Genomic DNA, 14,972 nt, shown 5'->3' with positions numbered 1-14,972 from the left:
CATCATGCAACCACGTATGGGCGGGATCGTTCACGCTAATATTCCAGATGTGGAAACACTTTTTGCGAGCTATATGCCTTATGTTGTTGGTGGCGGTCTATTTGTACCATCAAAGCAAGCTGTGAAAATGGGTGATGAGGTTTTCTTATTGGCGACTTTGCCTGAACAAAGTATAAAAATTCCTTTGACAGGAAAAGTAATTTGGATTTCGCAAAAGCAAAATGGTATTAAACCACAAGGCTTTGGGATTCAATTAGGCGGCGAAAAAGGCGTTTATTTCAAATCAGAAGCAGAACGTTTACTTGCAGGGCTTAAATCTGAGGGGCGTAGAAGTTACACTATGTAGTTACAACAGTGAAGACTTGTAGGTACATATTGTGTTTGTAGATACCCATTGCCATTTAACCATGCTCGACCTAAGCCCTTATGAGGGTAATTTAGATCTTGCATTGGATCAGGCTCGTCAAGCCGGGGTCTCAAAATTTATGAGTATCTCGGTTGATCTAGATGACCATATCGAACTTTCAAAAATTGCCGCACGTCATGCTGATGTAGGTTATTCCGTTGGGGTACACCCATGTGAAGATCCTGCAACGATGGCTCGGGCAACAGAAGAATATCTCATTGAATTAGCACAACCTGAAAAGGTTTGGGCGATAGGTGAAACAGGGCTGGACTATTTTCATAGTACAGACTTTATTGCAGAGCAAAAAGAATGCTTTGCCCGCCATCTTCACGCATCGCAAGCCGTAAAAAAACCGGTGGTTGTACATACCCGTTCTGCAAAGCATGATACGGTTGATATTATCCGTGCAGAGAAATCTACTCACGGTATTTTGCATTGCTTTACTGAAGATTGGGAAACGGCAAAAGCTGTCTTAGATTGTGGTTATTACGTGTCATTTTCAGGCATTGTTTCTTTTAAAAATGCACAAGATTTGCGTGATGTGGCCAAGCAAGTACCATTGGATCGCGTGCTCATTGAAACAGATAGCCCATACCTTGCACCGATGCCCTATAGAGGAAAGTCTAATGAACCAAAATACGTTCCCTATGTAGCCAAAGCCTTAAGTGATGTATATGATAAGTCAATTGAAGAGATGGCTTTCATTACAATGCAAAACTTTGAAAATCTCCTCAATCTTAAGTAAATAATTTGAATTGATATAAGAGTAAGAGAGTATAGGGTGAAGATGGATCGTCAAGCTCAGTTTAGAGCAAGAGAAGCATTAATTTTCCAAGTGGCAGAGCAACTGCTATTGGAAAATGGCGAAGCAGGGATGACACTAGATACGCTAGCGGCAGAACTCGACTTGGCAAAAGGGACGTTATATAAACATTTCCAAAGTAAAGATGAACTGTATATGTTGCTCATTATTCGTAATGAACGCATGTTATTGGAAATGATTAAAGACACCGACAAAGCTTTTCCTGAACACCTTGCTTTCTTTATGTTGCATCACTTACATCACCCAGAACGTACAGTGTTGTTTCACCAAATTGAAGAGCGTTTATCGACAACGGGTGTGGGTATTCAGCACTTGTTTAGTGAACTATATCAGGTACGCAAACAGCGTCTAAGATTGATCATTCGTATGACTGAGCGTTATTTGGAGTCGATTCAAAGTAGCATGCCAGTACGTGATTATCTTGCTTCGATTTGGTCACTTACACATGGTGCTGCAGCAATTTTGAACTCAAGTTTTTATCAGCGTTATTTGGGTTCAAGAGACACCTTGCGGGTTGCTTATATTGATCAAGCCTTGGCCTTACCAAAACAAGTGCATGCGGTTGCTCAATTCGCTTAAAGGCTGCTTATGAAAATAGCATCACCATCATCGGTTCGTGGCTTCACCCTCGTAGAATTGATGGTGGTGATTGTGATTATGGGCATCATGGCCTCATTGGTGCTTTTGAATATCGGTGGGACAGATCAACGCAAAGCCATGCAAGCACGTGAAGTGTTTGTGATGGATCTGAAGCGAATTTTACGCGATGCAAATGATCAAGCTTTGATATTGGCCTTACAGCAAAAAGCTGGAGCGGATGTCAACACGCAAAGCTATGCGGTACAAGAATATTTACCAGAACAAAAACGTGTAGAAAATAGTATTTTAAATCAGAATAATAAATGGCAAAACTATAAAGATTTTGAAACCCGAGTATTACCTGAAAATGTCTCTTTTACGATTCAGCCTTTAGATCAGCAGTATGAAAATGCCAATAATGATGATTTGTTAAATACCAATGCACCTAAGTTGATTTGGTTGGGTAATGGTGAGGTAAAGCCTGTGCGTATACAGTTTTATTTTGAAGAACGTCCCATAGGTAATGAAATCGAAATCGATCATTTAGGGAAAGTTAATGCGGGCTAAAGGGTTTACGCTACTTGAAGTTATGGTGGCATTGGCGATTTTTGCGACGGCGGCAATGGCTTTGTCTAATGTTGCGATGCAATATACACAGTCTACAGCACATGCAATTTTAAGAAATAAGGCACAATTCGTCGCGCTGAATGAAATCGCTAAGATGGAAATCAATCGTGAATGGATGACAGGTACTGCATCTAAACAAGTCACTGAACAAGGCGAACAATGGCAAATTGACAAAAAAGCCCAAGCCACCATTAGTCCAAATGTACAACGTATAGATATCCAAGTGAGTTTGATGAATGCTGAAACTGGGGATGTTGAAGCAGGGATTAGCAGTTTAGTGTTCTTTAACTATAAGGCTCCGTTGGATGAAAATAATAACTAGAAAAAAACGTACATCTCAAGATATGCCTGTGCTTATGCAGCAAGGAATGAAGAATCAAGCAGGATTTACCTTAGTTGAACTTTTGGTTGCGATTGCCATTTTTGCAGTGCTGTCTGCATTGGGTTGGAAGGTCTTTGATTATGTCTCGAAAGTGAAAGAACGAAACGCAACCCATGAAGTAAGGCTCAGTCAGTTGCAAGATGCCCATCAGCAAATACTCAGAGACACAGTGCAAGCTGTGCCATTAACTGCCAATATTAATGGAGATATTCAACCAGCGTTGGTGTTGCAAAATGGCCGATTTAATTTCAGTAAGACTGGTGTCACTGACCCCTTAAATCAGGGCATTGCACCTGATGAGCGAGTGGAATATCAATACAAAGCTGATGAAAAAAAATTGTATCGGCTAAAATTTAAAAATCTCAACCAAACAGGGCATGATCAACCAGATTCGAGTGTATTACTGGATAATGTTGAACAATTTAAAATCACGGTACTCAATCCAAATGAGTTAGAGAATTGGCCAGATGCCGCCGCAGATTTGAATAATGAAAAAACCATACAACTGTTACCGCGGGGGATCAGGATGCAGCTCACAGTTGATGGGACAAACTACGAATGGTTATTCAGTTTGTTAAATACTGATTTTTTATTGGATAAAAATAAAAATGGTTAACGGTCAGGTAGGGTTATTTGAAGTTTGGAGTTGCTTATGAAACAGCAACGCGGCATCGCTTTATTAACGATCCTGATGATGGTGGCTTTGGCAACCATTGTAGCGGCAGGCATAGCAAAACAACAAGCCAATACTTCTGAAAACACCGCCTACGTGATGCGCCAAAATCAATCGATGTTATATGCGAAAAGTGCCGAAGCATTTTTTGCTGAGCTTTTGGTAAATGATGCCGAAAATGCAGGGCAGGTGGATCACCTTCAAGAAAATTGGGCTCAGCCTATGCCAGCCTTTCCAGTGGAAGGTGGAACTGTTGCAGGTGTGCTCCAAGACGAATCTGGAAAATTTAACCTCAATAGTTTGGTTTCAGAAGAGGGGGTGGTAAATGACAAAGCAAAATTATGGTTTGAAAAAATATTGCAGCGTGTTGGTCTGCCCGCAGAATTAAGCCAAGCCGTGATTGACTGGCAAGATGAAGATGACGAGACCTCTGGCCCGATGGGAGCAGAGCTGGCGTACTATCGTGGTTTAAATAATGCAGCACTACCACCTAACGCAAAATTCCATAGTGTGGAAGAACTGAAATCAGTCCGTGGTTTTGAAGGTGCTCAATATAAACTGATTGCGCCCTATGTGAGTAGCTTGCCCTCGCATGAAACAACGGTAAACATTAATACCGCTCCTGCATTTTTGTTAGCGACTATGGATGATCGTTTAGATGTCAATGCAGTCGAGCAAGCTTTGCAACAAAAAGCAGCCAAATTTGAACATTTCGAAAATATCAATGATTTATGGGTAATGGAGCCATTTGCACAGGTGAGCACAGAAAATCGAGAAGTTTTAAACTCACAATTGGGTGTGCAGTCGAACTATTTTAAAGCGCAAATTGAAATTAATTTAAATGAAAGAAAGCGTCAATTTACCAGTGAGTTAGTCCGAAAAGATAAAGATGTATATGTGGCTTTTCGCAGTATGGCACCATTTTAGGTCTTAAAGATCGCTAAATTTTCATGATGCCTTTTCCCAATTGTGCTGAACAGCAAAATTAATGCCTCTTGTTAGACTTTTGCATTATAATCTCTGAGAACCCATAGATTATTTGATTGCATTACGACATATGTTAATTCGTAAGTTATTTAAGTTTGAAAACGCGCATATCGTGCGTAATTGCACGTCAGACCGTTGCAAACGTTCCATTCACGGACACAGTTATAAAGTCGAACTATTACTCAAAGCGTCGAAACTTGACCATGGACAAATGGTTTACGATTTTGGTTTGCTCAAAGGGGTAATTAAAGACTTATTTGACAGTTTTGATCACGCGATTTGTTTTTGGCAACATGATGATGCCGAGTACATTCGTGCCTGCAAACAGTTCAGCGCACGTTGGGTTGAACTACCCGTTTCGCCTTCAGCAGAGCAGTTTTCACGAATCTTCTTTTACTTGGCACAACAAGTTCTAAAATCAACTGAAACTCAAAATGGTGAGGGTGATGTTGAGGTGTATTCTGTGATCGTACATGAGACAGACACAGGCTATGCGCAAAGCTTCTTAGAAGATATCGATAATGCACAAATGGGGCTGTTGCAGTTAGATCAAATCGTGTTTTCCGAACAGGTTCAATCGGAATGGGACGATACCCAAATGTATGAAAAATTAAAACAGGGTCAAAAATTTTTAAACCCTGCAGTTGATTTACAAGTTAAAATTTAAGTAAATATTTGGTTTTATTAGGATTGGTTAACAGTGATGTCTTTAACAGAAGAGCAACAAGCAAAACTCGCTAAAGTGCAGCTTGATGCTAGCTGGAAATATGGCCTAAGTGATTTTTTGCTTAGTCCCCGCATGGATGAGTTAAAAGACTTTCTGCTACAACAAATGAAACAGGATAAAGTGATTTATCCTCCGAATCCGCTGATTTTTAATGCCTTAAATACGACACCTATGGCGAATGTAAAGGTGGTGATTTTAGGCCAAGACCCGTATCATGGGCCAAATCAGGCACATGGCTTGAGTTTTTCGGTACAAAAGGGGGTTGCATTACCACCTTCTTTACGTAATATTTTCCATGAGTTAAATACCGACCTTGGGGTACCTGTGTCAAAACATGGGGACTTAACACGCTGGGCAGAACAAGGTGTTTTGCTTTTAAATGCGGTACTGACTGTTGAGGCTGGGCAACCAACTTCACATCAAAAACGTGGCTGGGAAGATTTTACAGACCATGTGATTGATGTTTTAAATGAACAACGTGAGCATATCGTCTTTATTTTATGGGGGGCATATGCACAGCGTAAGGGACAACGCATTGACCAAAATAAGCACTTGGTGCTAAAAGCCGCGCATCCATCTCCTTTGGCTGCAAACCGCGGTGGTTTTTTTGGTTGTAAGGTGTTCTCAAAAAGTAATAATTATCTTAAACAAAATGGCATTGAGCCAATAGACTGGCAGCTGGACGCATGACTTATTCTCCCGTTTCAAAAAATTATCACCCAGATCTGATTGTTGAAGAAGCGAAAAAGGGCTGGCGCATTGTTCGCCTGAATCGCCCAAAATCGCTTCATGCATTAGATGAATCTATCTGTACAGCGTTGCTTGAAGTCTTTCAGGACTTTCAACACGACGATGCAGTAAAAGCGATTTGGTTAGATTCCACTACACCGAAAGCATTTTGTGCAGGTGGCGATGTACGCAAATTGCGACAATTGGTGGTCAATGATGAAGTTGAAACGGCGAATAAATTCTTTGAACAAGAATATGCCTTAGATTTGCTGCTGCATAACTATGCAAAGCCGATTTTGGTTTGGGGCGAAGGTTATGTCATGGGTGGTGGATTAGGTCTGTTTATGGCCGCACCTTTCCGTTTGGTGACACCTTATTCACGTTTAGCAATGCCTGAGATTAATATTGGTTTGTATCCAGATGTCGGTGCGACACGTTTCTTGGCTGATCGTGGTGCCATTGGTTTGTTTACGGGACTAACTGGCTCAATCATGACCGCAGCAGGTGCTTATGGTATCGGCTGGGCAACGCACATTTGTGATGCACAGCGTGATAACGTACTTGAAACTGTCATCAATATTGATTGGGATCATTATCCAGCGGGCGATTTTCGTGCCATTGATGACACTTTAAATAGTATGCATCGTCCAGTGGGGCCGGGGCCATTACAAAATTCATTGGATGTAATTCAAAGTGTGTGCCGTGGGCATAATTTTGAACATGACTATGAATCAATTATTGGCTTAAGCGATGCGCGCAGTGATTGGTTACGCCAAGCCAGTGAAAATCTACAAAAAGGTTCACCTGCAACAGCAGCATTAACATGGTTGTTGTGGCAGTGGGGCAAGCAAGTGCATTCTTGGAATGAAGTGTTTGAACTGGAAACCCAAATTTCGGATTGGAAAATTCGTCATGCGGACTTTGTTGAAGGTGTGCGCGCCCGTCTAGTCGATAAAGACCTGTCTCCAGAATGGAAAAAAGGTACAGATCTTTCCCTCAAAGGAATTCTGGCTGATGAGCCTCCTGTAACCAATATTGACAGTTGGAATGCACTGTTAAGACAGTATGGTGTAATTTAATTAATTGATGTCTGAACCAAACTTATATAGTGATGAACATTGGATGCAGCTTGCTTTCGAGCAGGCTGCACAAGCCGCAGAATTGCAGGAAATTCCTGTAGGTGCAGTCATTGTGAGTCAAAATCAAGTCATAGGTGCAGGGTTTAATGCGCCGATTTCTCTGAAAGATCCCACCGCACATGCGGAAGTACAAGCTTTGCGTCAAGCTTGTTTAAATATCGATAATTACCGTTTACCCGACGACGCAACCTTATATGTGACTTTGGAGCCATGCACAATGTGCGTGGGCGCTTTGGTACATTCGAGAATTAAGCGTGTGGTATTTGCGACGACTGAGCCTAAAGCAGGTTCTTTGGTCAGTTCGCGTCAATTATTAAATTCAGGCTACTATAACCATATCTTTGAGTTTGAGCATGGTTGCCTACAAGAGCAATGCTCCCAACAATTAAGTGATTTTTTTAAAATGCGTCGTGAACAAAAACGACTGATGAAGTTACAGGAAAAAGCCACTTTGACTGAACTTAATTTAAAAAATCAAGTAAACTCTACTGACAATTAATATTGTCAAATAAAATAGGGTACAACATGAAATCCATTCAAGTAAAAAAAGAATTTAATGCACCGGTCGAGCAGGTTTTTGACTTACTTTCAAAACATTCGACCTATAACGTGGCTTTTGCGCCGATTCAAGTGGTGCGTGTTAAAGATTCAGCAGATCCTGAACGTCCTGATGGTGTAGGTTCTGTACGTCGTATGGGCTTTGGGCCGGTGAAGCCTTTACAAGAGCAAATTACCTTGCTTGAGCCAAACCAACGCATTGAATATAAAATTATTAAAAACCCATTGGTGAAACACCATTTGGGTGTGATTCAATTCGAAGCGATTGATGCTGCGCGTACTTTAGTCACTTATACGATTGAATTACAGGCGCGTGCGCCATTCGTTAGTCAATTAATCCTTGCGCAACTGAAGTCAGCGATTAAAATTGGTTTTTCAAAACTTGCAAAAACCGTATAAACAAAAGTGGAAGAGCAATGACAGTTCAAATCATTACAATTGATGGCCCAAGTGGCTCAGGTAAAGGAACATTGGCAGCAAAAATTGCGGCACATTATCAGTTCCACTTACTCGACTCAGGTGCGTTATATCGTCTGTTGGGATTGTCATTGCATAAGCAAGACTTAATTGATGCATTAGACTCTAAGCTCGATGAATGCGTAAAAATTGCAACAAATTTAGACATACAATTTGTGACAAATGAAGCAGGTGTTTCGGTGCTTTTAGATGGTGAAGATGTCTCAAAAGTTATCCGTACTGAGAGAGTTGGAGAGTTTGCTTCAAAAGTTGCTGCAATTCCTGCACTTAGAGCTGCGCTTTTGGAACGTCAGCATGCCTTTGCCCAAGCTCCTGGTTTGGTTGCAGATGGCCGTGATATGGCAACAACGATTTTTCCAAATGCTCAAGCCAAGATTTATTTAACGGCTTCTGCTCAGTCCCGTGCGGAGCGCCGTGTAAATCAGTTGCAGGCTATGGGCGTGGATGTTAAAATAAACGACATTTTAGCTAATATCGAAGCGCGTGATAAGCGAGATATGGAACGCACAGTCGCTCCACTCAAGCCTGCGCCAGATGCTTATTTCATTGATAGTTCAACTTTGAGTATTGATGAAGTATTCACGCTGATGACGAATTACATCGATCAGCAATTAGCAAACTAAAGAATTTTCAGCAGAAGCATAGCTTGATCAGTCTTATACGGACTATGTAGACGCTTAATTAAACCGGCCTTGTCTGATCCAAGACCGCTGACTTTACTAGGTATATCATGACCGAATCTTTTGCAGCCCTCTTTGAAGAAAGCGAATTAAACCTCAACGTTGAAAAGGGTGCTGTCATCCAAGGCGTTGTAGTAAATATCGACTCTGACTGGGTAACAGTTGACACTGGCCTTAAATCAGAAGGTATTGTTGACCGCGCTGAATTCTTAAATGAACAACGTGAACTTGAAGTTCAAGTTGGCGACACTGTTGACGTAGTTGTTGAAGCTCTTGACAACGGTATGGGTCAAACAGTTTTATCACGTGAAAAAGCTAAACGTGCTGAAACTTGGACTAAACTTGAAAAAATCTTTGAAGACGGCGAAATCGTTACTGGTGTTATCTCTGGTAAGGTTAAAGGCGGTTTCACTGTTGACATCGGTCCAGTTCGTGCGTTCCTTCCAGGTTCTTTAGTTGATACTCGTCCTATTCGTGATACTACTCACTTAGAAGGTAAAGAGTTAGAATTTAAAGTAATCAAACTTGATGCTAAACGTAACAACGTTGTTGTATCTCGTCGTGCTGTTATGGAAGCTGAATCTTCAGCTGACCGTGAAGCTCTTCTTGCTCAGCTTGAAGAAGGTCAAACAGTTACTGGTACTATCAAAAATCTTACTGACTACGGCGCGTTCGTTGACCTTGGCGGTATTGATGGTCTTCTTCACATCACTGACATGGCTTGGAAACGTATCAAGCACCCTTCAGAAGTTGTTGAAGTTGGTCAAGAAGTTACTGTTAAAGTACTTAAATTCGACCGCGAACGTAACCGCGTATCTTTAGGCCTTAAACAATTAGGCGAAGATCCATGGTTAGCGATCATGAACCGTTACCCTAAAGGTTCTATCGTTAAAGCTCGTGTAACTAACTTAACTGACTACGGTTGCTTCGCTGAAATCGCTGAAGGCGTTGAAGGCTTAGTACACGTTTCAGAAATGGACCACACTAACAAAAACATCCACCCATCTAAAGTTGTTCAGATCGGTGACGAAGTTGACGTTATGGTTCTTGAAGTTGATGAAGAGCGTCGTCGTATTTCTCTTGGTATCAAACAAACTCGTGCTAACCCATGGGAAGAGTTTGCTAAAGAACACGACAAAGGTGAAAAAGTTTCAGGTACTATCAAGTCAATCACTGACTTCGGTATCTTCATCGGTTTACCAGGCGGTATCGATGGTCTAGTTCACTTGTCTGACATTTCTTGGAACGAACAAGGCGAAGAAGCTATCCGTCGTTACAAGAAAGGTGACACAGTTGAAGCGGTTATCCTTTCAGTAGACGCTGAAGGCAACCGTATCAGCCTTGGCATCAAACAAATGAACAGCGATCCGTTCAACGATTTCTTAGCAGCTAACGAACGCGGTGCGCTTGTTAAAGGTACTGTAACTGCAGTTGACGCTAAAGGCGCTACTGTTAAGTTAGCTGACGAAGTTGAAGCGACTCTTAAAGCATCTGAAATCAACCGCGACCGCGTTGAAGATGCAACTAAGTTCCTTGAAGTTGGTCAAGAAGTTGAAGCTAAAATCATCAACGTAGACCGCAAATCACGTTCTATCAACTTGTCTATCAAAGCGAAAGACGAAGCTGAAGAAAAAGAAGCAGTAGCTAACTTGAACAAGACAGCTACAGCAACTTCAGACAATGGTCCTAAGACTATTGGTGATTTGATCAAAGCTCAAATGAACCACTAAGTAAGTGTTTGAATTGTATTGTTAATGTAAATTAATTAATATATTTTACACAATTACTGTAACGGTAGCGTAGTAAGTGATTATTACGCTACCGTTTTGTATTTAAACAGGTTATTATCAGGAAACTGATCCTAGGTAGCTTGATAATTAAAGAGGTCGCAGATGACTACTGAAGCACTTAATAAGTCTGACTTAATAGAGCGTATTTCTCTTAAAAACCCACACTTAGCTGAACCCTTAGTGGAAGAGGCCGTTAAGATAATGATCGATCAAATGATCGAAGCTTTGTCTACAGACAACCGAATTGAAATCCGTGGTTTTGGTAGTTTTGCATTACATCACCGTGAACCACGTGTGGGTCGTAACCCAAAAACAGGTAAATCAGTTGAAGTTGCAGCAAAAGCTGTACCGCACTTTAAACCTGGTAAAGCTTTACGTGATGCGGTAAACGAATCTGCAAACTAATTCAAAACATTGTTAGGGGTGTTTATGCGTTACGTATTGGTCGTAATTCTACTGGTCCTATTTGGATACTCATTGGCTTTGGTTCTGCAAAACGGAACTGAACTTTCAGTCGATTTGTTGTTTACACAAGTGCCTGCAATGCGTTTAGGGCTTTTATTGCTATTAACCTTGTCATTAGGTTTGGTGTTAGGTCTTTTATTGGCAGTGCAAGTATTCCGAGTATTTCAAAATAACTGGGAAATTAAACGTCTACGTAAAGATATTGACCGCCTACGTAAAGAGCAAATTCAAACTGCTCAACTGGCTGCTGCTGAAGCGGCTGCACATACGCGTCATGAAAAGACAGTTTTAGATATTGATGCGAATGAGCGTCCTTCTAACCCGTTATAATTGGGTTTTAGAAGTAAATTAACTACTTTTATGAGTAGATTTAAATTTTATATTTAACACTCCGGTGGATCATCGGGGTGTTTTTTTATGGGCTGAAAAAATAAAACGCTTATCTCAAATAAAATAATGAGATAGCTCAATTCAAATTAATCATTTCAAATAACATGAGTTTTATGACTTTCTGATCAAGTTGAATCCATCTATAATGCACTAATTTAGTCAAAATGAAGGGTAAGTCTCTTGAGTATCATCGTTGCATTAGATGCTAAAAGCCAATATGACGCACTTACAATTGCAGAACAGTTAGATCCTGCATTATGTCGAGTTAAGGTTGGTAAAGAGTTATTTACCCATGAGGGTCCAAGTGTCGTTAAGGCATTGCATGATAAAGGTTTTGAAGTATTTCTAGATCTTAAATTCCATGATATTCCAAACACCACAGCGCAAGCAGTTTGTGCAGCTGCGGATATGGGTGTGTGGATGGTCAATGTCCATGCATCAGGTGGCCGTAAAATGATGGAAACCTGTGTAGAGCGCTTAAAAGCGGGCAATTACAATACTCAGCTGATTGCTGTTACAGTTTTGACCTCGATGGGCCGTGAAGATCTTGCGGATTTAGGTTTAGATGTTGAACCCTTTGAACATGTGAAGCGTCTTGCGACTTTAACTAAAGAAAGTGGCTTAGATGGTGTGGTGTGTTCGGCTCAAGAAGCGAAAATGCTGCGTGAAACTTTGGGTGCTGACTTTGCTTTAGTGACACCGGGTATCCGTCCTGCAGGTTCTGCTGCTGATGATCAAAAACGAATTGTGACGCCTAAACAAGCCATGCTTGATGGTTCTACACATTTGGTGATTGGCCGTCCAATTACTAAATCGGACAATATGCGTCAAACTTTAAAAGATATTTTGGCGACACTTTAATATTTACCCTCTCTCTAACTCTCTCCCAAAGGGAGAGAGAAAGTCCTCTCTCTTTGGGAGAGGATTTAGGTGAGGGGGTTAGATAGCCGCCAATATACTTACCAATATAGGTGCGAGTACAGAAAGGATAAAGCCACTGACCATGGCATGTGGAATAAAATCATTACCACAGGCTTGTTTGACCATCGGTAGTGTGACATCCATAGCTGTTGCACCCGCAGATGAAATTGCAGAGCGTGGGTAACGCCAGCCAATAATATACATAAATACAATCGCAAAAATTTCTCTGAATAAATCATTCATCAGCGCGATACTGCCTAGATGCGCATTTTTTAATTCAGTCACGACAATGCCTGTCATCGAATAGAAACCATATCCTTGTGACAGCATAATCAAATCTTTCAAGCTGATTTGTGGCAATAGGTATGCTGCAGCAAAAGCGCCCAAAAGTGAACCGACGATACAACCGAGTGGAACAAGTAGAATTTTCCAATTTAACCAAGAGCGATCGAGCGGTGAATAGGCGAGATCTAGACCAATCAGAAACATAAAGACTAAAAGTAGATCCCAAGTACTAATATGTGGCTGAAGACTAAAATGTGCTGCCATTTCAGCAAAAGCATAACCTAAACCTAATGCAATAAAAGCATAGCTAATATTGATGAGTGAGCTTGTCACTAACTGCATGGACACTTTGCCATGACTGGGTTTATAGCCTAAAAGCTTAAACAAAATGTAGCAGCAAATAAAAGCACCCATTGAGGTCAATAGTGCAATAAGTACTGATGAAGAGAGGATTTGCAGTGGTGCTGGAATGGTGTGTAATGTTTCAGAAAATTCGATTGCAATCGCAAATAACAAAATATAAGTAAAATACGGCAGAAGTTTAAAGGCGATTTTTTCAAGCCAAGTGGGTAGGCGACGTGCAAGAATAAAACCAAGCCCTAAACAGGCCAAGAGCTGGAAAATCAACCAGAAAGATTGCATACAAAAATAGGCAGATAATGAATACCTGCCTATTATGACTTGTTATTGCTTAAGCTGCATGACTAGATTTTGTTTTACTGAGGAGTCGAAAATCGGCTGGATTTATTTTTCGAGTAGCCAGCCAATATTTCCATGTATAAGTTGGCCACAGTGCAAAATTTTTACCGCCATTTTGCTGATACCAACTCACGCAGCCTGATTGCCATACCGTACCATCAAGCATGTCTTGTACATGAGTGTTAAATTGATCTTGCACCTGATCTTTGACAGCGATGGCTTGAACATTAGATTTTGAAACCAATTGCATCATTTGTAAGATGTAATCGACTTGTGCCTCAATCATAAATACCACTGAATTATGGGCAAGTACGGTATTGGGGCCTAATAATTGGAACAAATTTGGAAAGCCTTTGGTGCAAATGCCATAAAAGCTTTCTGCGCCAGCTTGCCAGACTTGTTTGAGTTCTTGAGCATTTTCACCAATACATTCAAATGATTTTAAATAAATTCTTGGATCGGTAATAAAGCCTGTGCCATAGATTAGACAATCGATTTCACGGGATTTTCCATCTTTGGTAATAATGGCATTTTCAGTGATTTCTTGTATTGCATCACTGACCAATTCCACATTAGGTCGATTAAAGGTTGGAAAGTATTTATTAGAAATTAAAATGCGTTTACAACCCATGATGTAGTTTGGGGTTAGTTTCTTGGCAAGTTCAGCATCTTTCACTTGATACTTAATATACAGTTCTGCCAGTTTTTGCGCATACTTCATGGTGGTCGGTTTAACAATGGGCACGACACGTGATTCGTTGGTCCAATACAGTCGAGCGCGGTGAATTTTTCGAAACCAATCATATTTTTTAAATAGTGATTTTTCTAAACCATGATAACTACGCTCATCTCGTGGAATGACCCAAGCCGCGGTACGTTGAAAAACATACAGTTGTTTTGTTTGTGGTGCGATTTCAGGAATGTATTGGATGGCACTGCCGCCTGTACCAATAGATGCGACTTTTTTACCTTCTAATGGATATTGATGATCCCATTGCGAAGAATGGAACACTTTACCCTTAAATTTTTCAATGCCTGGAATATGTGGAATTTGTGGGACATGTAACGGGCCAGATGCAAAAATCACGTATTGAGCGGTAATTTTAACGCCATCTTTAAGTTCTAAATGCCAGTCACAGGTTGATTCATTGTATTGGCTTGAAAGCACTTCACTGTTAAAGCGACAGAATTGTTTTAAATTATATTCACGGGTGACATGTTGGATATAGTCAAATATTTCCGGCGCTTCAGCATAACGTTTTGACCAATCTGTTTTGGGTGCAAAAGAAAGTGAATACATATGTGATTGCACATCACACGCAGCGCCAGGGTAGCGGTTTTCACGCCAGGTACCACCAAAATCATTGGCTTTTTCGAGGATCAGAAAATCTTGATTGCCTTGTTGTAAAAGTCGTATCGCCATAGCAATACCACCAAAACCACCGCCGATGATGGCGATTTGTGTATGTGTTTCAGAATTGGCTTTTGGGGTTTGCACTGTTTTTGTTTGCGCTTCCTGCATCATTTTTTTAATTCCAAGCGAGATTACAAGCTAAGCATACTTGAGTTCATGATCAGAACAATATGATTGAGGTGACAGAAAAATTGATCGAAACGGCAATGTTCATAATTGCA

19 protein-coding genes are annotated in these 14,972 nt (G+C 40.8%); 17 read left to right on the top strand and 2 right to left on the bottom strand.

All coding sequences use genetic code 11. The annotated features are described in order from the left end of the window. Nucleotides 1-4 precede the first annotated feature (4 nt). The 17 genes from B1202_RS02235 to pyrF all read left to right on the top strand — a co-directional run bounded on the left by B1202_RS02235 (nucleotide 5) and on the right by pyrF (nucleotide 12,293). A complete protein-coding gene (locus tag B1202_RS02235) occupies nucleotides 5-346 on the top strand; it encodes a PilZ domain-containing protein (protein ID WP_078188951.1) in 342 nt (113 codons plus the stop codon). A 31-nt stretch (nucleotides 347-377) separates the two neighbouring features. Then, the gene (locus tag B1202_RS02230) at nucleotides 378-1,151 is read left to right on the top strand and encodes a TatD family hydrolase (RefSeq protein WP_078188950.1); all 774 of its coding nucleotides are present in this window, start codon (nucleotides 378-380) and stop codon (nucleotides 1,149-1,151) included. A gap of 42 nt (nucleotides 1,152-1,193) precedes the next feature. After that, a complete protein-coding gene (locus B1202_RS02225) occupies nucleotides 1,194-1,808 on the top strand; it encodes a TetR/AcrR family transcriptional regulator (protein ID WP_078188949.1) in 615 nt (204 codons plus the stop codon). 9 nt (nucleotides 1,809-1,817) lie between these two features. Further along, on the top strand, nucleotides 1,818-2,375 hold the full coding sequence (locus tag B1202_RS02220) for a prepilin-type N-terminal cleavage/methylation domain-containing protein (protein WP_078188948.1): 558 nt from the start codon (nucleotides 1,818-1,820) through the stop codon (nucleotides 2,373-2,375). Then, the gene (gspI, locus tag B1202_RS02215) at nucleotides 2,365-2,757 is read left to right on the top strand and encodes a type II secretion system minor pseudopilin GspI (RefSeq protein ID WP_078188947.1); all 393 of its coding nucleotides are present in this window, start codon (nucleotides 2,365-2,367) and stop codon (nucleotides 2,755-2,757) included. Before B1202_RS02220 ends, gspI begins: the two co-directional genes overlap by 11 nt. A 46-nt stretch (nucleotides 2,758-2,803) precedes the next feature. After that, nucleotides 2,804-3,433: a type II secretion system minor pseudopilin GspJ gene (gspJ, locus tag B1202_RS02210; RefSeq protein ID WP_078189219.1), complete on the top strand. Its 630-nt coding sequence runs from the start codon at nucleotides 2,804-2,806 to the stop codon at nucleotides 3,431-3,433. Nucleotides 3,434-3,469: 36 nt separating this feature from the next. Next, a complete protein-coding gene (gene gspK / locus B1202_RS02205; RefSeq protein ID WP_078188946.1) occupies nucleotides 3,470-4,417 on the top strand; it encodes a type II secretion system minor pseudopilin GspK in 948 nt (315 codons plus the stop codon). 130 nt (nucleotides 4,418-4,547) lie between these two features. Beyond that, the gene (locus B1202_RS02200; protein ID WP_078188944.1) at nucleotides 4,548-5,144 is read left to right on the top strand and encodes a 6-pyruvoyl trahydropterin synthase family protein; all 597 of its coding nucleotides are present in this window, start codon (nucleotides 4,548-4,550) and stop codon (nucleotides 5,142-5,144) included. 36 nt (nucleotides 5,145-5,180) lie between these two features. Then, on the top strand, nucleotides 5,181-5,894 hold the full coding sequence (gene ung, locus B1202_RS02195; protein ID WP_078188942.1) for a uracil-DNA glycosylase: 714 nt from the start codon (nucleotides 5,181-5,183) through the stop codon (nucleotides 5,892-5,894). Continuing rightward, nucleotides 5,891-7,012 (top strand): enoyl-CoA hydratase/isomerase family protein, encoded by a 1,122-nt coding sequence (locus B1202_RS02190; RefSeq protein WP_078188941.1) that lies wholly within the window; start codon nucleotides 5,891-5,893, stop codon nucleotides 7,010-7,012. The genes ung and B1202_RS02190 overlap by 4 nt, the downstream gene beginning before the upstream one ends. 7 nt (nucleotides 7,013-7,019) lie before the next feature. Continuing rightward, entirely contained in the window at nucleotides 7,020-7,571 is a 552-nt protein-coding gene (tadA, locus tag B1202_RS02185; protein WP_078188939.1) for a tRNA adenosine(34) deaminase TadA, read from the top strand. Nucleotides 7,572-7,597: 26 nt separating this feature from the next. Further along, entirely contained in the window at nucleotides 7,598-8,029 is a 432-nt protein-coding gene (locus tag B1202_RS02180) for an SRPBCC family protein (RefSeq protein WP_078188937.1), read from the top strand. Between the two features lie 17 nt (nucleotides 8,030-8,046). Further along, nucleotides 8,047-8,730, top strand: coding sequence for a (d)CMP kinase (gene cmk / locus B1202_RS02175; RefSeq protein ID WP_078188935.1), 684 nt, complete (start codon nucleotides 8,047-8,049; stop codon nucleotides 8,728-8,730). Nucleotides 8,731-8,837: 107 nt separating this feature from the next. After that, a complete protein-coding gene (gene rpsA, locus B1202_RS02170; protein ID WP_078188933.1) occupies nucleotides 8,838-10,517 on the top strand; it encodes a 30S ribosomal protein S1 in 1,680 nt (559 codons plus the stop codon). Between the two features lie 162 nt (nucleotides 10,518-10,679). Further along, nucleotides 10,680-10,982, top strand: a complete 303-nt coding sequence (locus tag B1202_RS02165) for an integration host factor subunit beta (protein WP_067767464.1) — start codon at nucleotides 10,680-10,682, stop codon at nucleotides 10,980-10,982. 24 nt (nucleotides 10,983-11,006) lie between these two features. Further along, nucleotides 11,007-11,372 carry a lipopolysaccharide assembly protein LapA domain-containing protein gene (locus B1202_RS02160; RefSeq protein ID WP_078188931.1) on the top strand — a complete coding sequence of 122 codons (366 nt, stop codon included), beginning with the start codon at nucleotides 11,007-11,009 and terminating at the stop codon, nucleotides 11,370-11,372. Nucleotides 11,373-11,612: 240 nt separating this feature from the next. Beyond that, entirely contained in the window at nucleotides 11,613-12,293 is a 681-nt protein-coding gene (gene pyrF / locus B1202_RS02155) for an orotidine-5'-phosphate decarboxylase (protein WP_078188929.1), read from the top strand. A 78-nt stretch (nucleotides 12,294-12,371) separates the two neighbouring features. Here the strand turns inward: pyrF and B1202_RS02150 are convergent, their stop codons facing one another. Together B1202_RS02150 and B1202_RS02145 are read right to left on the bottom strand one after the other, a co-directional pair. Then, nucleotides 12,372-13,280, bottom strand: a complete 909-nt coding sequence (locus B1202_RS02150) for a lysine exporter LysO family protein (RefSeq protein ID WP_078188927.1) — start codon at nucleotides 13,278-13,280, stop codon at nucleotides 12,372-12,374. Nucleotides 13,281-13,329: 49 nt separating this feature from the next. Next, nucleotides 13,330-14,859, bottom strand: coding sequence for a flavin-containing monooxygenase (locus tag B1202_RS02145; protein ID WP_078189218.1), 1,530 nt, complete (start codon nucleotides 14,857-14,859; stop codon nucleotides 13,330-13,332). Between the last annotated feature and the right edge of the window lie 113 nt (nucleotides 14,860-14,972).

It is taken from the genome of Acinetobacter amyesii (assembly GCF_002018365.1).
Classification (GTDB): domain Bacteria; phylum Pseudomonadota; class Gammaproteobacteria; order Pseudomonadales; family Moraxellaceae; genus Acinetobacter; species Acinetobacter amyesii.
Note: the sequence above shows the minus strand (reverse complement) of the source record. Positions and strands in the feature narration are given on the sequence as shown.